Genomic DNA, 18,949 nt, shown 5'->3' on the forward strand with positions numbered 1-18,949 from the left:
GACACGGCAGCGCAGCGACCAGTCGATGTCGGTCGGACGTGCCATTCTCAATTCATGAACCGGGTGTCCTGGGGGCGGCCGGCCAGCGAGCCGGACGGGGGCTGGGCCGTCATCGACGTCGAGACCTCCGGCTTCCGCCCGGGCCAGGCGCGGGTCATCAGCCTGGCGGTGCTCGGTCTCGACGGCGACGGTCGCGTCGAACAATCCGTGGTCAGCCTGCTCAACCCCGGCGTGGACCCTGGTCCCACCCACGTGCACGGGCTCACCGCCGCCATGCTGGAGGACCAGCCGCAGTTCGCCGACGTCGTCGACGACGTGATCAAGGTGCTGGACGGCCGCACGCTGGTGGCGCACAACGTCGCATTCGACTACGCGTTCCTGGCCGCCGAAGCCGAGCTCGCCGAGGCGGAACTTCCCATCGAATCCGTCATGTGCACGGTCGAGCTGGCCCGGCGGTTGGACCTCGGCATCGAGAATCTGCGGTTGGAGACGCTCGCGGCGCACTGGGGCGTGACCCAGGAACGGCCGCACGACGCCTTCGACGACGCGATGGTGCTGACCGGTGTGCTCGCCTCGGCGCTCGAGCGGGCGCGCGAACGCGACATCTGGCTGCCGGTGCACCCGGTGACCCGCCGCCGCTGGCCCAACGGCCGCGTCACCCACGACGAGCTGCGCCCGTTGAAGGTGCTCGCCTCGCGGATGCCCTGCCCGTATCTGAACCCCGGGTTGTATGTGTGCGGCAGGCCGCTGGTCCAGGGGATGCGGGTGGCCCTCGCGGCCGAGGTCGGCCGCACCCACGAGGAACTCGTCGAGCGCATCCTGCATGCCGGGCTGGCCTACACCGACGCCGTCGACGGCGAGACGTCGCTGGTGGTGTGCAACGATCCGGCGCCGGATCAGGGCAAGGGCTACCTGGCTCGCCAGCTCGGGGTGCCGGTGATCTCCGACGCACAGTTCATGGACTCGATCCGCGTCGTCCTCGGCGGCACCAGCATGGAGGAATTCACCGACACCACCGAGGTGCACCAGCAGCTCGCGCTGTTCTGAAGTACCCCTTGCACCACTACGCCCGTAGTGCTAGCGTCGGGGCATGAGTACCACTACAGATGTAGTACACGGGCGATCGTGGTGGGCGTCCTTCCGCGGGCACGGCTACTTCTTCCGGCAGGCGGCCATGCTGACCATCTCGCTCGGGTTCGCCCTGCATCTCTACCGGGTGATCTTCGGCGACGCCCTCACCCTGCAGCACGCCGCGACGCTGACCAACGACCGGATCCTGCTGGTGCCCATGACCTACGCCGGCATCACCGGCATCCTGGTGTGGCGGCGCGTCAAATTTTCCAGCAATCGGCATCGGGCACTGTTCACCGCATCGGTCGTCTACATCGCCGGCAGCGTGCCGCTGCACATCTACCTCGACTACGTGATCAAGGACCTGAAGTTCGTGACGTGGTTTCCGATGTGGTTCAGCTATTTGCTGCTGCTCGTCGTCTATCCGGCGTTCCTGACCATGTTCTGGCGACTGCGCTTGCGAGACTGATGCCGCCCAACCCGGAGCGCCGCGCGCAGTTGCTCGACGCCGCGATCGACATCCTGGCCGACGTGGGTGTCGGCGGGCTGACGCATCGCCAGGTCGACGACCGCGCCGGTCTGCCCGCGGGGACGACCTCCAACTACTTCCGGACGCGCCAGTCCTTGCTGGAAGCCACGGCCGCCCGCACCGTCGAGTTGCACTGGCGTCGCGTCGACGCCCTCCGGGCGGCGATCGGATCGCTCACCCGCGACGGCGTCAAAGCGCTGATGACGCAACTGCTTTCGGTGCCCGACGAGCAGTTCCGTCGGTTCACGCTGGCAAGGTTCGAGCTGTTCATGGAGGGCACCCGCCGGCCCGAACTGCGGCCATTCCTGAAGGACCTCCAGGCCGCCGCGGTGAAGAGCGCCACGCTGGTCTTCGAGGCTGCGGGCTATACGCCCGAGCCCGAGCAGATGGAGGAGCTGAGCCGCCTGCTCAACGGCTACGTGTTCAGCAACCTCACCATCGGGGCCGCACCCGGCGACCCCGCCGGCCTGGTGCACCGGTTGCTGGGGGCGTACTTCGACGGCTAGATCCTGGATGCGCGGTTGACCGCCGACACGACGGCGCGCAGCGACGCGGTGGTGATCGACGGCGCGATGCCGACGCCCCAGACGGTGCGGCCGTTCACAGATGCCTCCACGTATGCGGCGGCCTGCGCGTCGTCACCGGCGCTCATCGCGTGCTCGGAGTAGTCCAGGACCGCGACGTTGAACCCGACACCGTCCAGCGCGTGGACGAACGCGGCCAGGGGGCCGTTGCCGGCGCCGCTGATCTCGGTTTCCTTCCCGTTGACCTTCACGGTCGCCGAGATCGTGGTGGTGCCGCTGTCCTCCTCCGAGGCCTCGACCCGCTGTTTCATCCGTTCCAGCGGCCACACCGGGGCCAGGTACTCCTCGTAGAACGCGTCCCACATCTCCTTGGGCGAGACCTCGCCGCCCTCGCCCTCGGTGATCTTCTGGATCGCTTGGGAGAACTCGATCTGCAGCCGCCGGGGCAGGGCCAGGCCGTGGTCGGATTTCATGATGTAGGCCACGCCGCCCTTGCCGGACTGCGAGTTGACCCGGATCACCGCCTCGTAGGTGCGCCCGACGTCCTTGGGGTCGATCGGCAGGTACGGCACCTGCCACAGCATGTCCTCGACGTCGGAGTCCGCGGCGTCCGCGTCGATCTTCATCTGGTCCAGGCCCTTGTTGATGGCGTCCTGATGGCTGCCGGAGAACGCGGTGTAGACCAGGTCGCCGCCGTAGGGGTGACGCTCGTGCACCGGCAGCTGGTTGCAGTACTCCACCGTGCGACGGATCTCGTCGATGTTGGAGAAGTCGATCTGCGGGTCCACGCCGCGGGAGAACAGGTTGAGCCCCAACGTCACCAGGCACACGTTGCCGGTGCGCTCGCCGTTGCCGAACAGGCAACCCTCGATGCGGTCGGCACCCGCGGCGAAGCCCAATTCGGCTGCGGCGACGGCGGTTCCGCGGTCGTTGTGCGGATGCAGGCTCAGGATGACCGACTCCCGGTTGGCCAGGTTGCGGCTCATCCACTCGATCGAGTCGGCGTACACGTTGGGGGTGGCCATCTCCACCGTGGCGGGCAGGTTGAAGATGATCGGATTGTCGGGCGTCGGGGCGATGATCTCGCCGACGGCGTCGCACACCTGCCTGGCGTATTCCAGCTCCGTTCCGGTGTAGGACTCCGGCGAATACTCGAAACGCCATTGGGTGCCAGGGTATTTGGCGGCCTCCTCGACGCACTTGCGGGCGCCGTCGGTGGCGATGGCCTGCACTGCGGCCCGGTCGGCGCGAAAAACCACGCGGCGCTGCAGGATTGACGTCGAGTTGTAGAAGTGCACGATGGCGCGCGGCGCACCCTCGCACGCGGTGAAGGTGCGCTCGATGAGCTCGGGGCGGCACTGCGTCAGTACCTGGATGGTGACGTCGTCGGGAATTGCGCCCTCGGTGATGATCTCGCGGACGAAGTCGAAGTCGGTCTGACTGGCCGACGGGAACCCGACCTCGATCTCCTTGTAACCCATCCGGACCAGCAGATCGAACATGCGGCGCTTGCGGGTGGGGCTCATCGGGTCGATCAGCGCCTGGTTGCCGTCGCGCAGGTCGACCGCGCACCACAGCGGGGCGCGGTCGATGACCCGCTCGGGCCAGGTGCGGTCGGGCAGGCGGATGGTTTCGACTTCCTCGGCGAAGGACCGGTACCGGTTGACCGGCATCGCCGAACCGCGCTGCGGATTCCACGCGGGCTGGCCGGGCCCCGGCGGGCCCGCGGGTTTGACGATCGATCGTGTCGAGGTGAAGGAGTCGGGATTGGAAGTCACGGTATTTGCTCCGGGGGTGTCAGAAGGAACCTCAGACCGGCGCATCGCGAACACCCGCGACGGGAGGCCGGTCTGGATCAGACCCCGTCGCGGCGTCCGAGGAGGAGCACCCGCTGCACGAGGAGCACTCTACCGCGATTGACGCGTCGATCGAAATCTGCTGGCTGCGACGGCGGCGGCCGCCCGGCTCCCGCCGGCCCCCGGGTAGCCCGCAAGCCGCCGAAATCGAGTACCGCACTACTCACGCCAACCCGCGTCTTCCGGCCCTACGGTCGGGGAAGCCACACAAACAGGAGGGTGTCATGACGGCTTTACGAGAGTCCCCACGCGTCAAAGACGTTGAGGCAATGCTTGATTGGAGTCACGTTCGCGGTTACGGCTGGCGGCCGCAGCTTCCGGACGTACGCGACCGCGTGTACACGGCGAGGCTGCGGACGCCGGCGCCCGCCGAAGCCGACCTGCGGCCGTCGATGCCACCGGTCTACGACCAGGGGCAGCTCGGCTCCTGCACCGGCAACGCGATTGCCGCCGCGATGGAGTACGAGCGGGACCGGCAGGGTCTGCCGGACTTCGTGCCGTCGCGGCTGTTCATCTACTACAACGAACGCGCGCTCGAAGGCACCGTTTCCAGCGACTCGGGTGCGGTCATCAGGGACGGCATCAAAACGGTGAACTCCGACGGGGTCTGCCAGGAGACGCTGTGGCCCTATGACCTCGGGATGTTCACGGTCAAGCCGCCGAAGCGTTGCTACGTGGCGGCGCTCACGGACAAGGCGATGCAATACGAGGCGATCCAGACGCTGGGCGACCTGAAGGACGCGATCTCCTCGGCACTGCCCGTGGTGTTCGGCTTCACCGTTTACGAGAGCTTCGAGTCGCAGGCCGTCGCGCACACGGGCGTCATGCCCATGCCCAAACCGGGTGAGTCGACCGTCGCGGCCCACGCCGTGCTCGCCGTCGGCTATTCGGATCCCAAGGGACACTTGATCGTTCGCAACTCGTGGGGAGACTCGTGGGGTGACCACGGCTACTTCTACATGCCCTATCAGTACCTGACCGGGGCCAAGTCGGCGTCCGACAGCGCGCCCATCAACGGGGCCCACCTGGCCAGCGACTTCTGGGCGATCCAGCTGGTGTCGTCGTAGCGGCCGGCCGGTAGCCCGGCGACGGCGAACGGACCCGAGCGCGCGGACCCACGTATTCTGTTTGCGACCTATGTCCGCGAACGGAAAGAGAAACGTGGCGCTCGTCGTACAAAAATACGGCGGATCCTCGGTGGCCGACGCCGACCGGATCCGCCGTGTCGCCGAGCGGATCGTCGCGACCAAGAAGCAGGGCAACGACGTCGTCGTGGTGGTCTCCGCCATGGGCGACACCACCGACGACCTGATGGACCTGGCCCAGCAGGTCTGCCCGGCACCGCCGCCGCGCGAACTCGACATGCTGCTGACCGCCGGCGAGCGCATCTCCAACGCGCTGGTGGCCATGGCCATCGAATCGCTGGGCGCGCAGGCGCGCTCGTTCACCGGTTCCCAAGCCGGCGTCATCACCACCGGCACCCACGGCAACGCCAAGATCATCGAGGTCACGCCCGGGCGGCTGCAGGACGCGCTCGACGAGGGGCGCATCGTGCTGGTCGCCGGATTCCAGGGCGTCAGCCAGGACACCCGCGACGTCACCACGCTGGGCCGGGGTGGCTCGGACACCACGGCCGTGGCGCTGGCCGCCGCGCTGCACGCCGACGTCTGCGAGATCTACACCGACGTGGACGGCATCTTCACCGCGGACCCGCGGATCGTGCACAACGCGCGCCGGTTGGACAAGGTGACCTTCGAGGAGATGCTCGAAATGGCGGCCTGCGGTGCGAAGGTGCTGATGCTGCGCTGCGTGGAATACGCCCGCCGCTACAACATTCCGGTGCACGTCCGCTCGTCCTACTCGGACAAGCCCGGCACCGTCGTCGTCGGATCGATCAAGGACATAGCCATGGAAGACCCAATCCTGACCGGAGTCGCGCACGACCGCAGCGAGGCCAAGGTGACCGTCGTCGGCATCCCCGACATCCCGGGGTACGCCGCCCGGGTGTTCCGGGCAGTCGCCGACGCCGACGTCAACATCGACATGGTGCTGCAGAACGTCTCCAAGATCGAGGACGGCAAGACCGACATCACCTTCACCTGCTCGCGCGACAGCGGGCCCACGGCGGTGGCCAAGCTGGACGCGCTCTCCGACGAGATCGGATTCACCCAGCTGCTCTACGACGACCACATCGGCAAGGTGTCGCTGATCGGCGCGGGTATGCGCAGCCACCCCGGTGTCACCGCGACCTTCTGTGAGGCCCTGGCCGCGGTCGGCGTCAACATCGAGCTGATCTCCACCTCCGAGATCCGGATCTCGGTGCTGTGCCGGGACACCGAACTAGATAAGGCCGTCGTGGCGTTGCACGAGGCGTTCGGGCTCGGCGGTGACGAGAAGGCGACGGTGTATGCGGGAACGGGCAGGTAAATGGTTGCGATCGGAGTTGTAGGCGCCACCGGCCAGGTCGGCCAGGTGATGCGCAGGTTGCTCGACGAGCGGGACTTCCCCGCGACGTCGGTGCGGTTCTTCGCGTCGGCCCGTTCACAGGGCCGCAAGCTGGAGTTCCGCGGGCAGGAGATCGAGGTCGAGGACGCCGCGACGGCGGACCCCGCGGGCCTGGACATCGCGCTGTTCTCGGCCGGCAAGACGATGTCGCTGGTGCAGGCGCCGCGCTTCGCCGCGGCCGGGGTGACCGTGATCGACAATTCGTCGGCCTGGCGCAAGGACCCCGAGGTGCCGCTGGTGGTGTCCGAGGTGAACTTCGAGAGGGACGCCCACCACCGACCCAAGGGCATCATCGCCAACCCGAACTGCACCACGATGGCCGCGATGCCGGTGCTCAAGGTGCTGCACGACGAGGCCGAGCTGGTGCGCATGGTGGTCTCGAGCTACCAGGCGGTGTCCGGCAGCGGGCTGGCCGGGGTGGAGGAGCTGGCGACGCAGGCGCGCGCGGTCATCGAGGACGCCGAGCAGCTGGTGCACGACGGCTCCGCGGCCGAGTTCCCGGCGCCCAAGACCTACGTCGCGCCCATTGCGTTCAACGTGGTGCCGCTGGCCGGCTCGCTGGTGGACGACGGCTCCGGGGAGACCGACGAGGACCAGAAGTTGCGGCACGAGAGCCGCAAAATCCTCGGCATCCCCGACCTGGCGGTGAGCGGCACCTGCGTGCGGGTGCCGGTGTTCACCGGACACTCGCTGTCGATCAACGCCGAATTCGCCCGACCGCTGTCGCCCGAGCGCGCGCGAGCGCTGCTCGACGGCGCGCCCGGCGTCAAGGTGGTCGACGTGCCGACCCCGCTGGCGGCGGCGGGCGTCGACGACTCCCTGGTGGGCCGCATCCGGCGCGACCCGGGTGTGCCCGACGGGCGCGGCCTGGCCCTGTTCGTGTCGGGAGACAACCTGCGCAAGGGGGCGGCGCTGAACACCATCCAGATCGCCGAGCTGCTGGCCGCCCAGCTGTGAATCGGCGGGTGGGCTCATCGAGCTCAGCCCACACCCGACTGGTCGCGCGGTGCTCGCTTGCACTGATTCTGCTTGCGCCGCAATGGTTTTGGGTGGCGCACGCCGACCCGCCGGCGCCGGCCCCCGAGCCCATCGTGCAGCCGCTGGCGCCCGGGCAGGTGCTGCGGATCGGCCCCACCGCCGGCACCGGCACCCCCACCGGGGACTACGGCATCGGCGCGACCGACCTGTGTGAGTTCGTGGAGTTTCCCACCGAGCTACTGCAGGTCTGCGGGGACAGCTTCGCCGGGCAGGGGGTGGGGTTCGGCGGCTGGTATGCGCCGGTGGCGCTGCATGTGGACACCGCGTCCGTCGACGACCCGGCCGGGGTCCGCTACACCGGGGTGACCGGGATCGGCAATCCGCTGCTGGCCGATCCCACCCCGACCGGTTCCTCGCAACTGCCCGCCGGGGTGGTGCAGATCAACCGGCGCAACTACGTGATGGTGACGACGACGAAGAACCTCGAGCCGCAGAGCTCTCGGCTGGTGACGGCCGAGCCCGCGCGGGCGGGGTGGCAGACCGTCGCCGGGTCGCGGCGACCGGCCTCGTATCAGGGCGGCTCGCAGACGCAGATCAGTGGCTACTACGACCCGATCCCCACCCCGGACTCGCCCACCGGGTGGGTGTACATCGTGGCCGACAGCTTCACCCGCAGGGAGCCGGTCGTGCTGTATCGGGTGCCCCCGCAATCGTTTACCGACCGGTCCCGCTGGCAGGGCTGGGCGGCCGGACCGGGTGGCGGCTGGGGTAAGCCCCCGACCCCGCTGTGGGCCGACGCGGTGGGCGAGCTGTGCGTGCGGCAGATCGACGGCAAGGCGGTGTTGTCCTATTTCAACGCCGTCACCGGCAACATGGAGGTCCGCGTCGCCGACGACCCGACGGCGCTGGGTGACGCCCCGGTGACCACGGTGGTGCAGCACGACGAGTGGCCCGAGCCGGCCGAGAGCCTGCCGCCGGCCTACGACAACCGGCTTGCGCAGCCGTACGGCGGGTACATCTCGCCCGGTTCAACCCTTGACGAGCTACGAATCTTCGTCAGCCAATGGGACACCCGCGCCCGGGTGGCCGCGCCGTACCGGGTCATCCAATTCGCCGTCAACCCGTTCAAGCCGGAATCGGCGGGCTGAATCGCGGGCCGCGGCGTGGCCGGTTAGAGAACGATCTCCTTCGGCGGCGCTTCCGGCCGGCCGGGGGGCGGGGGCTCGGTCGGGACGGGGCCGGCGGTCTGTGTACCGGGCGCGGCGCCCTCGGCGAGGGGCGCTTGCCGCTGGGCTTCCTCGGCGGCCTTCGCTTCGTCTTGGGCCTTCGCTTCCTCGGCGGCTTTCGCTTCCTCTTCGGCCGTCGTTTCGTCGTCCTTCTTCTTTTCCTCGTCCACCGGCGCGGTGTCCGAGGCGAGCTGCGCGGGGGCCGCGGCCCCCTGCCCGAGGCCCTGGAAGCTTTGCGCGGCGCCCTGTACGCCCTGCATCACGCCCTGCATCCCCTGGCCGAGGCCCTGCAGGCCTCCCGCGAGCTGGCCAAGCTGCGGCGTGGTCAGGCCGGGCGTCGGCGTTGGCTTGGGGTCGGGCTTCGGGTCGGGTTTGGGCTCGGGCTTGGGTCCTTCGCCGGGGGCGTGGATGACGGTGGCCTTGGGGGGAGGCGGGGGATTCAGCGGCGGCAGCGGCAAGTTCGCGTATTTCACGTAATAGCTCAGCGCCGATTCCGATTGCGCCTGCAGTTTCTCGTACCAGTCGATGGCCGACGGCAAGTAGGCCTGGTTGTTCGTCGCGTAATACGAGTACCAGTAATCGCAGAGCGCCACTTCGTAGGACGTCGGGTGCGCGCCGTCCAACGCGTACTGGTCGTCGTATCCGGTCTTGCCGGCCGCTTTCTTGTGCACGTCGACGACGCGGTTGGCCTGTTTGGCGAGGTCGCCGCACAGCGCCGCCATGGTTATGACGTACTCCCGCTGTTTCTGGAAGTTCTGCTCGACGGTGTCCCTGGCCTCACCCTCCCAATTGTTGAACAGCCGGAATCGATTGGTCTGCTCGAGAAGGGCCCGCTGGAAGGTTTGCCACTCCTGCGCGAACGCCCTGAATGCGGTGCCCTGGTCGCCGGCTTCGATTTCCGCCGCCGCCTGCCGGACCTCGTAGTACGGCAGCTCGATCGTCGACGCCGCCCCCAAGGGCGGCGGCGCGGTCCACGGCTCTTCCTCGGCGACGACCACCGCCGGCGCCACCGTCGACGCGGACGAACCGCTGTTCATCGTGCTCGCGATCGCCTCCGCGCCCTCGGTCTCGACCTGCTCGTAGGCCTTGGCCGCGTTCCGCAGCGACTTAGCCAGGGCCTTCCACTCTCGTTCGAGGCCTTTGAGGTACATCCGCACGTTGTCGGCGTTGAGCGCGAGGCGTGCGGCCGCGTCGGTGACGAACGTGAGGCCACACGGCCCCGGTGGGTTGGTGGACGGGACGGGCGGCAGCGGTTGCTCGATCTCGGCGGCGCGCGCGAGGAGCTCCTGATACTCGACGTTCAGCGTCTGCGTCATAGCCGCTCGTACTCCTTGTGCCGCGGGCGGTGCGGTGGCGCCGGTCACCACCAGAGCAATCCTAAGCCCGCGAGTGTGGCCCGGTATGCGCTTATTTGCGCGGGCCACGCGGCGCGGGAACGGCAGGAATGCGCAGCGGGCCAGGCGATGTCGGCGGCCGGCGCGGCCCGCCGTTTCAGACGGGGCTGGGCTCACAGCTGCTACATAACCAATGCATAGCCCGAACTATTGTTAACGGCTTCATCATTTGTCTCATGAGTGAAACAGCTGAAACCCCCACCGTGCGGTCGTCCACCGCAACTGCACCGGCCGCCGCGGAAGCCGTGGCGGCGTACCGCGCCCCGCGGGTCTTCCAACTCGCCGCGTGGGTCGCCATCGTCGCCGGGATCGTGTTCATCGTCGCGGTCGTCTTCTTCACCGGCTTCATCCTCGGCCACCGCGGCGGACACCACGGCGGCCATCACCACCACAAGCACCACGCGGCGTGGATGCACCAGCACCGCATGGGCGGCCCGGGCGGCCCAGGCGGCATCCAGCAGGGCGGACCCGGCGCACAGCAGGGCGGACCCGCGTCGGCGACCCCCGGCGCGCCCGGCCCCAGCCAGATTCCGTCGTCCGTCGCCCCCTCCCGGTAGCCCAATCCCCGATCAATCAGCAGCCCGGTGCTCACCAGAGCACCGGGCTGCGTGTCGCTTCGTCGCCGGCGACTAACCGGCGGGTATCGATTCACAGCAAGTTTGTCGGCGCAACCTGTTATGCCCGGCGCGGCCCTGGGCAATATTCAAGGCATGAGCCAGACACCCGAGCCGACGACCCCCCCGACGCCCGCCGCCGCAACCGCGGCCCCGCCGCCGCCCCCGGAGCGGGTGCGGCCGCCGCGACTCTACACGGCGGCGGCCTGGGTGATCATCGTCGCCGGCGTCGTCTTCATCATCTCCACGGTGTTCTTCGCCGGCGCCTTCGTGTTCGGGTATTACCACCACTGCCACCATCACCACGGCCAGATGTTCCGGCCGGGCGGCAGCCCCGGACCGGGCAACGGCCCCTTTGGGCCCGGACCCACCCCGGCCAGCCCGTGGGGTGGCGGCCCCGGGTTGATCGTGCCCATGCCGCCCGGCGGACCGGGCGGCCCCGGCGGACCGGTCAGCGGCCCGGGCGTCAGCGGCCCCGGCGGGCCGTCGATGAGGCCGCCCGCCGCGCCCGCACCGCGTCCCTAACCGACCGCTTCGGATAACCGGCGCGACCCACCAAACGAGGAGACAGCGAAATGACGGAACGCTTCACCACCAACGACGCGGGCATCGCCGCCCCCAGTGACGACCAGTCGTTGACGATCGGTCCCGACGGCCCGATCCTGCTGCAGGACCATTACCTGATCGAGCAGATGGCCCAGTTCAACCGGGAGCGCATCCCGGAGCGTCAGCCGCACGCGAAGGGCGGCGGCGCCTTCGGCACCTTCGAGGTCACCAACGACGTCAGCAAGTACACCAGGGCCGCGGTGTTTCAACCCGGCACCAAGACGGACATGCTGGCGCGGTTCTCCACCGTCGCCGGCGAGCGGGGCAGCCCGGACACCTGGCGCGACCCCCGCGGCTTCGCGCTGAAGTTCTACACCAGCGAAGGCAACTTCGACATGGTCGGCAACAACACACCGGTCTTCTTCATGCGGGACCCGCTGAAGTTCCAGCACTTCATCCGGTCCCAGAAGCGTCTGCAGGCCAGCAACGTCCGCGACCACAACATGCAGTGGGACTTCTGGACGCTCTCGCCGGAGTCGGCCCACCAGGTGACCTGGCTGATGGGCGACCGGGGGATCCCCAAGACGTGGCGACACATGAACGGCTACAGCAGCCACACCTACAGCTGGATCAACGCCGCCGGCGAGATCTTCTGGGTGAAGTACCACTTCATCACCGACCAGGGGATCGACTTCCTGCCCCAGGAGGACGCCGACCGGCTGGCCGGCGAGGACGGCGACTACCACCAGCGCGACCTCTACGAGGCGATCGAGGGCGGCCAGCACCCCAGCTGGACGCTCAAGATGCAGATCATGCCGTACGAGGAGGCCCGCAATTACCGGTTCAACCCGTTCGACCTGACCAAGGTGTGGCCGCACGGCGACTACCCGCTGATCGACGTCGGCAAGATGACGCTGAACCGCAACGTCACCGACTACCACACCGAGATCGAGCAGGCCGCTTTCGAGCCGAACAACACGGTGCCCGGCACCGGGCTGAGCCCGGACAAGATGCTGCAGGCCCGCGGCTTCTCCTACTCCGACGCGCACCGCGCCCGGCTGGGGACCAACTACCGGCAGATCCCGGTCAACGAGCCGAAGGTCGAGGTGAACAGCTACTCCAAAGACGGTGCCATGCGGATGAAGAACGTGTCCGACCCCGTCTACGCGCCCAATTCCTACGGTGGCCCGCACGCCGACCCGGCACGCGCCGCGGAGGTGCGCTGGCACGCGGACGGCGACATGGTCCGCGCCGCGTACACGCTGCACGCCGAGGACGACGACTGGGGGCAGGCCGGCACCATGGTCCGCGACGTCCTGGACGACGCCGCGCGGGACCGGTTGGCGCACAACATCATTGGGCACGTTTCCAAGGGTGTGAAGGAGCCGGTGCTGTCGCGGGTGTTCGAGTACTGGCGCAACGTCGATCCCGATCTGGGCAAGAAGGTGGAAGAGGGCGTGCGGGCAGAAGGGGGCTGACCGCGCCCCGGCGTTCCTGGCATGATCGCTGGAATGACCATGTGGGTCCGCGCGGCCGCGATCGCCATCGCTCTCGCCATCGACGCCGCGGCCGACCTGCCCGTTGCGGCCGCCCACCCGTCGGAACCCGGGGTGGTGAACTACGCGGTGCTGGGCAAGGGCTCGGTCGGCAACATCGTCGGCGGCCCGATGGGCTGGGAATCGGTGTTCACCCAACCGGGGCAAGGCGATTGGGTGGACGTGCCGGTGTGCAACAACTGGGCCGACATCGGGCTGCCCGAGGTGTACAACGACCCGGACCTGGCGTCCTTCAACGGCGCGGTCACCCAGACGTCGGCCACCGATCAGACCCACTTCGTCAAGCAGGCGGTCGGCGTGTTCGCCACCGGCGACGCCGCCGGTCGCGCGTTCCACCGCGTGGTGGACCGGACGGTGGGCTGCTCGCGCCAGACCACCGCGGTGCATTTGGACAACGGCGTCACCCAGGTGTGGTCGTTCGACGGCGGGCCGCCGGGTGCGGCCGACGCGAACTGGACCAAGCAGGAGGCCGGCACCGATCGGCGGTGTTTCAATCAAACCAGGCTGCGCGAAAACGTGTTGTTGCAGGCCAAGGTCTGCCAATCTGGCAACGCCGGACCGGCGGTCAACGTGCTGGCCGGGGCGATGCAGAATGCGCTGGGTCAATGAATCGGGTTTCGGGGCCCGTTCTGAGCACGCTTGAAAGTCGGCACGAACGGGAATATGTCGGGGCCATCTGCTAGATGAAGTAGTGGCGGTTATCGTCCCTTTAGCTCCCCGCGAGGAGGCGGTTCGCCGGCGCGTGTTCAGGCTGTTCGGGCCCGAAGGGATCGTGATATGACGTTCGCCGCTATCACTACCGCGGGCTCCGAGCTGGACAGCGCGGCCATGGCCGATTCCAAGGCCGCCGCGCGCTTCATCGCCGACGCCTGCCTCGTGGACGCGCCCCTGGGTCGCGTCGGCCTGGAGGTGGAGGCCCATTGCCACGACCCGGCCGACCCGCACCGCAGGCCCGGCTGGGAGGAGATCGCCGAGGTTCTCGGGGTGCTGCCGGCGCTGCCGGGTGGCAGCCGGGTCACGGTGGAACCCGGCGGCGCGGTCGAGCTGTCCGGCCCGCCGGCCGACGGAGTGGTTGCCGCGATCGACGCGATGCGGCGCGACCAGGCCGTGCTGCGGTCGGCGTTCGCCGACGCCGGGCTGGGTCTGGTTTTCCTCGGGGCGGACCCGCTGCGGGCACCGCAGCGCATCAACCCGGGCGCGCGCTACCGCGCCATGGAGCAGTTCTTCGCGTCCAGCCGCTCGGGCGAGGCGGGCGCGGCGATGATGACGTCCACCGCATCCATCCAGGTCAACCTGGACGCCGGGCCGCGGGCCGGCTGGGCGGACCGGGTGCGGCTGGCGCACGCCCTCGGGCCGACCATGATCGCGCTGGCCGCGAACTCCCCGATGCTGTGCGGGGACTTCACCGGGTGGGCGTCCACTCGGCAGCGGGTCTGGGGCCAGATGGACTCGGCGCGGTGCGGGCCCATCCTGGGCGCCAGCGGCGACGACCCGGGCACCGACTGGGCGCGTTACGCGCTCAAGGCCCCGGTCATGCTGGTGCACGCCCCGGACGCCGTGCCGGTCATGGAGTGGGTGCCGTTCGCCGACTGGGTGGACGGGCGCGTGCTTCTCGGCGACCGCCGTCCCACCGTCGCCGACCTGGAATACCACCTGACCACGCTGTTTCCGCCCGTCCGCCCGAGGCAGTGGCTGGAGATCCGCTATCTCGACAGCCTGCCGGACGAACTCTGGCCGGCCGTGGTGTTCACGTTGGTGGCCCTGCTCGACGACCCCGACGCCGCCGCCGCCGCGACCGAGGCGGTCCAGGCGGTGGCCACCGCGTGGGACACCGCGGCCCGGCTGGGGCTGCGGGACCGGCGACTGCACAGCGCCGCGACCAAGTGCGTGGCCGTCGCCGCCCGGCTGGCCCCACCCGAACTCGGCGATTCGATGCAGCGTCTGCTCGACGCCGTCGAACGGGGCCGATGTCCGGGTGACGACTTCTCCGACAACGTGATTCGGCACGGCATCGCGGCCACGGTGGCGCGACTGGCGCAAGGGGAGCTGTGACGTCCGCGCAAAGGCTTGCCGACGATTTGGCGCGGGCGCGCGCACGAACGCTGCGCCTGGTCGAATTCGACGACGACGAACTGTACCGGCAGTACGACCCGCTGATGAGCCCGCTGGTGTGGGACCTCGCGCACATCGGGCAGCAGGAGGAGTTCTGGCTGCTCCGCGCCGGTGACCCGGCCCGGCCCGGCATGTTGCCGCCGGCCGTCGAGGGCCTCTACGACGCCTTCGTGCACTCCCGCGCGAGCCGGGTCGAGTTGCCGTTGCTGTCCCCCGACCGCGCGCGGGCGTACTGCCGCACCGTGCGGTCGGCGGTGCTCGATGCCCTCGACGCGTTGCCCGAGGAAAGCGACGACTTCGCGTTCGGGTTGGTGGTCAGCCACGAGAACCAGCACGACGAGACCATGCTGCAGGCGCTGAACCTGCGCAGCGGCGCGCCGCTGCTGCGCGAGGGGGCGGCGCTGCCGGCCGGCCGGCCCGGGCTGGCCGGAACCTCGGTGCTGGTGCCCGCCGGCCCGTTCGTGCTGGGCGTGGACGCCGCTAGCGAACCGTATTCGCTGGACAACGAGCGTCCGGCCCACGTCGTCGAGTTGCCGGCGTTCCGGATCGGCCGGGTGCCGGTCACCAACGGCGAGTGGCGGCACTTCATCGACGACGGCGGGTACCTCGAGCCGCGGTGGTGGTCCGAGCGTGGCTGGGACCATCGCCAGCGCGCCGGCCTGACCGCGCCGCAGTTCTGGAGCGCCGACGGGCGGACCCGCACCCGGTTCGGCCACGTCGAAGACGTCCCCGCCGACGAGCCGGTGCAGCACGTCACCTACTTCGAGGCGCAGGCCTACGCGGCCTGGGCCGGCGCCCGGCTGCCCACCGAGATGGAGTGGGAGAAGGCCTGTGCCTGGGATCCAGCCACCGGCACCCGGCGGCGCTACCCGTGGGGTGCCGAGCCGCCGTCGGATGCCCTCGCGAACCTGGGCGGCACGTCGTTGCGTCCCGCACCCGTCGGGGCCTATCCGGCCGGCGCGTCGGCGTACGGGGCGGAGCAGATGCTCGGCGATGTGTGGGAGTGGACCAGCTCGCCGCTGCGGCCGTGGCCGGGTTTCGTCCCGATGATCTACGAGCGGTATTCGCAGCCGTTCTTCGACGGCGACTACCGGGTGCTGCGCGGTGGCTCGTGGGCGGTGGAGTCCGCCATCCTGCGGCCGAGCTTTCGGAACTGGGATCATCCGATCCGGCGCCAGATCTTCTCCGGCGTCCGATTGGCTTGGGACGTCGAGGATTTCGCCTGATGTGCCGTCACCTCGGCTGGCTCGGGGCCGACGTGAGCGTCTCCTCGCTGGTGCTGGACCCGCCGTGCGGGCTGCGGGTGCAGTCGTATGCCCCGCGCCGCCAGAAGCACGGCCTGATGAACGCCGACGGTTGGGGCATCGGTTTTTTCGACGGCAACGTGCCCCGGCGCTGGCGCAGCCAGGCGCCGTTGTGGGGCGACGTGTCGTTCGACTCCATCGCGCCAGCCCTGCGCAGCCATTGCGTGGTGGCCGCGGTGCGCTCGGCGACCGTGGGCATGCCTATCGAAGTCAGCGCGACGGCCCCGTTCACCGACGGCCGGTGGTTGCTTTCGCACAACGGGATCGTCGACCGCGCGGTGCTGCCCGTCGCCGCTCGGGCCGAATCGGTCTGCGACAGTGCGATTCTCGCGGCCGTCATCTTCGAACGCGGCCTCGACGCGCTCGGTGAAACCATCACCGAGATCGCGGCGGCCGACCCGAACGCCCGGCTGAACATCCTGGCCGGCAACGGCTCTCGCCTGCTGGCGACGGCCTGGGGTGACACGTTGTCGCTCCTGCGCCGCCCGGAAGGTGTCGTGCTGGCCAGCGAACCCTATGACAACGACTCCGATTGGGAGGATGTGCCGGATCGCCACCTCGTCGAAGTCACCGCGACGGGTGTCACGCTGACCCCGCTGGATCACCCGGAAGGTTCTCGATGACGCTGACACTGTCCAACCACCTGGCCGCCGACTCCGCGTACCAGGCCTTGCGCCGGGACGTGTTGGAGGGGCTGCAGCAGACGCCGAAGTCGTTGCCGCCCAAGTGGTTCTACGACTCGCTGGGCAGTCATCTGTTCGACCAGATCACCCGGTTGCCCGAGTACTACCCGACCCGCGCCGAGGCCGAGATCCTGCGCGCGCGCTCGGCCGAGGTCGCGGCGGCCAGCGGGGCCGACACCCTGGTGGAGCTGGGCAGCGGGACGTCGGAGAAGACCCGGCTGTTGCTCGACGCGCTGCGCGAACGCGGGGCGCTGCGGCGCTTCGTCCCGTTCGACGTCGACGCCGGCATCCTGTCGACGGCCGCGGCGGCCATCCAGCGCGAGTACGACGGCGTCGAAATCAACGCCGTCTGCGGCGATTTCGAAGAACACCTGACCGAGATCCCGACCGGCGGGCGGCGCCTGTTCGTGTTCCTGGGATCGACGATCGGCAACCTGACGCCCGGTCCGCGGGCCGAGTTCCTGGCCAGCCTGGCGGCCCAGATGCGGCCGGGGGACAGCCTGCTGCTGGGCACGGATCTGGTCAAGGACACCGGCCGGCTGGTGCGCGCCTATGACGACTCGGCCGGGGTGACGGCGGCGTTCAACCGCAACGTGCTGGCCGTGATCAACCGGCAACTCGACGCCGATTTCGACGTCGAGGCGTATCAGCATGTGGCGCGCTGGAACGCCGGGGAGGAACGCATCGAAATGTGGTTGCGCGCCAGCCGGGACCAGCGGGTCCGCGTCGATGCGCTCGACCTGGCCGTCGATTTCGCGGCCGGCGAGGAGATGCTCACCGAGGTGTCGTGCAAGTTCCGCCCGGATGGGGTGAGCGCCGAACTGGCCGGCGCCGGACTGCGGCGCACCCGGTGGTGGACGGACGCCGCGGGCGATTTCGGGTTGTCGTTGGCCGTGAAGTGACGGCCGACGGGTCGTTGGCGCAGCGATGGCGGGCGGCCCGCCTGCCCGTGGCCGGACTGCATCTGGACAGCGCGGCTTGTTCGCGGCAGAGCCTCGCGGTGATCGCGGCCGCCGACCAGCACGCGCGCAACGAGTCGGAGGTCGGCGGCTACGTCGCGGCCGAGGCGGCCGTGCCCGCGCTCGACGCCGGGCGGGTCGCGTTCGCCGCGCTGGCCGGCCTGCCCGACGCCGAGGTGGTGTTCACCACGGGCTCGCTGAACGCGTTGGACCTGCTGCTCGGCGCCTGGCCGGCGGATCGCCGCCGGGTCGCGTGCCTGCCCGGCGAATACGGCCCGAACCTGGCGCTGTTGGCCGCCCACGGATTCGACCGTCAGCTGTTGCCGACGCTCGACGACGGCCGCGTCCTGCTGGACGACGCGGCGCTGGCGCTGGCGGACGAACCGCCGGATCTGGTCCACCTGACCGCGGTCGGCAGCCACAGCGGTGTGGTGCAACCGCTGTCGATGATCGCCCGGCTGTGCCGCGAACTGGGGCTGCCGCTGGTCGTCGACGCCGCCCAGGCGCTGGGCCAGGTCGACTGCGCGGTGGGCGCCGACGTGACCTACGCGTCGTCGCGCAAGTGGATCGCCGGGCCGCGCGGCGTCGGGGCGCTGGCGGTGCGCCGGGAATTGATGGAAACCCTGCGGCCCAGGCTGGCGGCGCCGGATTGGCTCGGGGGATCGTTCACGGTGGCCCAGCAACTCGAGTTCGGCGAAGCCAATATCGCTGCGCGCGTGGGCTTTTCACTGGCCTTGGGGGAGCATCTGGCGTACGGGCCGCAGGCCGTGCGGGCGCGGCTGGCCGAGGTGGGCGCCGCCAGCCGCCGGGCGCTGGCCGACGTGGCCGGCTGGGCGGTGGTCGAAGAGGTGGACGAGCCGAGCGCCATCACCACCCTCGCCCCGGTCGACGGCGCCGATCCGCAGGCGGTGCGCGCGTGGCTGCTCGCCGAGCGGCGGATTCTCACCACCTTCGTGGGCGTGCAGCGGGCGCCCCTGGAACTGGCCGGGCCGGTGCTGCGGATCTCGCCGCACGTCGACACCACGGCCGACGATCTGCAGACCTTCGCCGAGGCACTGATCGCCGCGACGGCGGCAACGTCTGCCTGAGAGA

18 protein-coding genes are annotated in these 18,949 nt (G+C 69.6%); 16 read left to right on the forward strand and 2 right to left on the reverse strand.

Features of this window, described 5'->3' with window-relative positions:
* Positions 1 to 54: 54 nt before the first annotated feature.
* Genes A5730_RS01065 through A5730_RS01075 form a run of 3 tightly spaced genes read left to right on the forward strand, consistent with a single transcriptional unit; the run spans position 55 to position 2,106 of the window.
* A complete protein-coding gene (locus tag A5730_RS01065) occupies positions 55 to 1,047 on the forward strand; it encodes a DEDDh family exonuclease (RefSeq protein ID WP_067894421.1) in 993 nt (330 codons plus the stop codon).
* A gap of 43 nt (positions 1,048 to 1,090) precedes the next feature.
* Positions 1,091 to 1,540: a hypothetical protein gene (locus A5730_RS01070; protein WP_067894423.1), complete on the forward strand. Its 450-nt coding sequence runs from the start codon at positions 1,091 to 1,093 to the stop codon at positions 1,538 to 1,540.
* Positions 1,540 to 2,106, forward strand: coding sequence for a TetR/AcrR family transcriptional regulator (locus A5730_RS01075; protein ID WP_067894425.1), 567 nt, complete (start codon positions 1,540 to 1,542; stop codon positions 2,104 to 2,106). Before A5730_RS01070 ends, A5730_RS01075 begins: the two co-directional genes overlap by 1 nt.
* Here the strand turns inward: A5730_RS01075 and leuA are convergent.
* Complete coding sequence (gene leuA, locus A5730_RS01080) at positions 2,103 to 3,902, reverse strand: 2-isopropylmalate synthase (RefSeq protein ID WP_067894428.1); 1,800 nt, start codon at positions 3,900 to 3,902, stop codon at positions 2,103 to 2,105. The genes A5730_RS01075 and leuA overlap by 4 nt on opposite strands.
* Before the next feature lie 347 nt (positions 3,903 to 4,249).
* Here leuA and A5730_RS01085 point away from each other — a divergent pair, with 347 nt between their 5' ends.
* From A5730_RS01085 to A5730_RS01100, 4 genes are all read left to right on the forward strand, one after another.
* Positions 4,250 to 5,047 (forward strand): C1 family peptidase, encoded by a 798-nt coding sequence (locus A5730_RS01085; protein ID WP_067894430.1) that lies wholly within the window; start codon positions 4,250 to 4,252, stop codon positions 5,045 to 5,047.
* Positions 5,048 to 5,141: 94 nt separating this feature from the next.
* Entirely contained in the window at positions 5,142 to 6,407 is a 1,266-nt protein-coding gene (locus A5730_RS01090) for an aspartate kinase (RefSeq protein WP_055399861.1), read from the forward strand.
* The gene (locus A5730_RS01095) at positions 6,408 to 7,442 is read left to right on the forward strand and encodes an aspartate-semialdehyde dehydrogenase (protein WP_067894433.1); all 1,035 of its coding nucleotides are present in this window, start codon (positions 6,408 to 6,410) and stop codon (positions 7,440 to 7,442) included.
* Positions 7,443 to 7,450: 8 nt separating this feature from the next.
* A complete protein-coding gene (locus tag A5730_RS01100) occupies positions 7,451 to 8,611 on the forward strand; it encodes a DUF4185 domain-containing protein (protein ID WP_197506088.1) in 1,161 nt (386 codons plus the stop codon).
* 23 nt (positions 8,612 to 8,634) lie between these two features.
* Here A5730_RS01100 and A5730_RS01105 read toward each other — a convergent pair whose 3' ends face one another.
* Positions 8,635 to 10,005, reverse strand: coding sequence for a hypothetical protein (locus tag A5730_RS01105; protein ID WP_067894439.1), 1,371 nt, complete (start codon positions 10,003 to 10,005; stop codon positions 8,635 to 8,637).
* Positions 10,006 to 10,259: 254 nt separating this feature from the next.
* Between A5730_RS01105 and A5730_RS01110 the strand changes: the two genes are divergently transcribed.
* The 9 genes from A5730_RS01110 to egtE all read left to right on the forward strand — a co-directional run bounded on the left by A5730_RS01110 (position 10,260) and on the right by egtE (position 18,945).
* Positions 10,260 to 10,640, forward strand: a complete 381-nt coding sequence (locus A5730_RS01110) for a hypothetical protein (protein ID WP_067894444.1) — start codon at positions 10,260 to 10,262, stop codon at positions 10,638 to 10,640.
* 153 nt (positions 10,641 to 10,793) lie between these two features.
* A complete protein-coding gene (locus A5730_RS01115; RefSeq protein ID WP_067894501.1) occupies positions 10,794 to 11,222 on the forward strand; it encodes a hypothetical protein in 429 nt (142 codons plus the stop codon).
* Between the two features lie 50 nt (positions 11,223 to 11,272).
* A complete protein-coding gene (locus A5730_RS01120; RefSeq protein ID WP_067894447.1) occupies positions 11,273 to 12,721 on the forward strand; it encodes a catalase in 1,449 nt (482 codons plus the stop codon).
* A gap of 39 nt (positions 12,722 to 12,760) precedes the next feature.
* Positions 12,761 to 13,408, forward strand: coding sequence for a sensor domain-containing protein (locus A5730_RS01125; RefSeq protein ID WP_156745638.1), 648 nt, complete (start codon positions 12,761 to 12,763; stop codon positions 13,406 to 13,408).
* Positions 13,409 to 13,576: 168 nt separating this feature from the next.
* Positions 13,577 to 14,851 (forward strand): ergothioneine biosynthesis glutamate--cysteine ligase EgtA, encoded by a 1,275-nt coding sequence (gene egtA / locus A5730_RS01130; protein ID WP_067894465.1) that lies wholly within the window; start codon positions 13,577 to 13,579, stop codon positions 14,849 to 14,851.
* A complete protein-coding gene (gene egtB, locus A5730_RS01135; protein WP_067894467.1) occupies positions 14,848 to 16,137 on the forward strand; it encodes an ergothioneine biosynthesis protein EgtB in 1,290 nt (429 codons plus the stop codon). Before egtA ends, egtB begins: the two co-directional genes overlap by 4 nt.
* A complete protein-coding gene (gene egtC, locus A5730_RS01140) occupies positions 16,137 to 16,838 on the forward strand; it encodes an ergothioneine biosynthesis protein EgtC (protein WP_067894469.1) in 702 nt (233 codons plus the stop codon). Before egtB ends, egtC begins: the two co-directional genes overlap by 1 nt.
* Positions 16,835 to 17,800 carry an L-histidine N(alpha)-methyltransferase gene (gene egtD, locus A5730_RS01145; protein WP_067894471.1) on the forward strand — a complete coding sequence of 322 codons (966 nt, stop codon included), beginning with the start codon at positions 16,835 to 16,837 and terminating at the stop codon, positions 17,798 to 17,800. The genes egtC and egtD overlap by 4 nt, the downstream gene beginning before the upstream one ends.
* On the forward strand, positions 17,797 to 18,945 hold the full coding sequence (gene egtE, locus A5730_RS01150) for an ergothioneine biosynthesis PLP-dependent enzyme EgtE (RefSeq protein WP_067894472.1): 1,149 nt from the start codon (positions 17,797 to 17,799) through the stop codon (positions 18,943 to 18,945). Before egtD ends, egtE begins: the two co-directional genes overlap by 4 nt.
* Positions 18,946 to 18,949: the final 4 nt, after the last annotated feature.

Source organism: Mycobacterium sp. ACS4054 (assembly GCF_001667275.1).
Taxonomy (GTDB): Bacteria; Actinomycetota; Actinomycetes; order Mycobacteriales; family Mycobacteriaceae; genus Mycobacterium.

Coding starts and splice junctions, on each gene's coding strand:
- A5730_RS01065 (WP_067894421.1), top strand. CDS start 55: ATGAACCGGGTGTCCTGGGGGCGGCCGGCCAGCGAGCCGGACGGGGGC.
- A5730_RS01070 (WP_067894423.1), top strand. CDS start 1,091: ATGAGTACCACTACAGATGTAGTACACGGGCGATCGTGGTGGGCGTCC.
- A5730_RS01075 (WP_067894425.1), top strand. CDS start 1,540: ATGCCGCCCAACCCGGAGCGCCGCGCGCAGTTGCTCGACGCCGCGATC.
- A5730_RS01085 (WP_067894430.1), top strand. CDS start 4,250: ATGCTTGATTGGAGTCACGTTCGCGGTTACGGCTGGCGGCCGCAGCTT.
- A5730_RS01095 (WP_067894433.1), top strand. CDS start 6,408: ATGGTTGCGATCGGAGTTGTAGGCGCCACCGGCCAGGTCGGCCAGGTG.
- A5730_RS01105 (WP_067894439.1), bottom strand. CDS start 10,005: ATGACGCAGACGCTGAACGTCGAGTATCAGGAGCTCCTCGCGCGCGCC.
- A5730_RS01110 (WP_067894444.1), top strand. CDS start 10,260: ATGAGTGAAACAGCTGAAACCCCCACCGTGCGGTCGTCCACCGCAACT.
- A5730_RS01115 (WP_067894501.1), top strand. CDS start 10,794: ATGAGCCAGACACCCGAGCCGACGACCCCCCCGACGCCCGCCGCCGCA.
- A5730_RS01120 (WP_067894447.1), top strand. CDS start 11,273: ATGACGGAACGCTTCACCACCAACGACGCGGGCATCGCCGCCCCCAGT.
- A5730_RS01125 (WP_156745638.1), top strand. CDS start 12,761: ATGTGGGTCCGCGCGGCCGCGATCGCCATCGCTCTCGCCATCGACGCC.
- egtA (WP_067894465.1), top strand. CDS start 13,577: ATGACGTTCGCCGCTATCACTACCGCGGGCTCCGAGCTGGACAGCGCG.
- egtC (WP_067894469.1), top strand. CDS start 16,137: ATGTGCCGTCACCTCGGCTGGCTCGGGGCCGACGTGAGCGTCTCCTCG.
- egtD (WP_067894471.1), top strand. CDS start 16,835: ATGACGCTGACACTGTCCAACCACCTGGCCGCCGACTCCGCGTACCAG.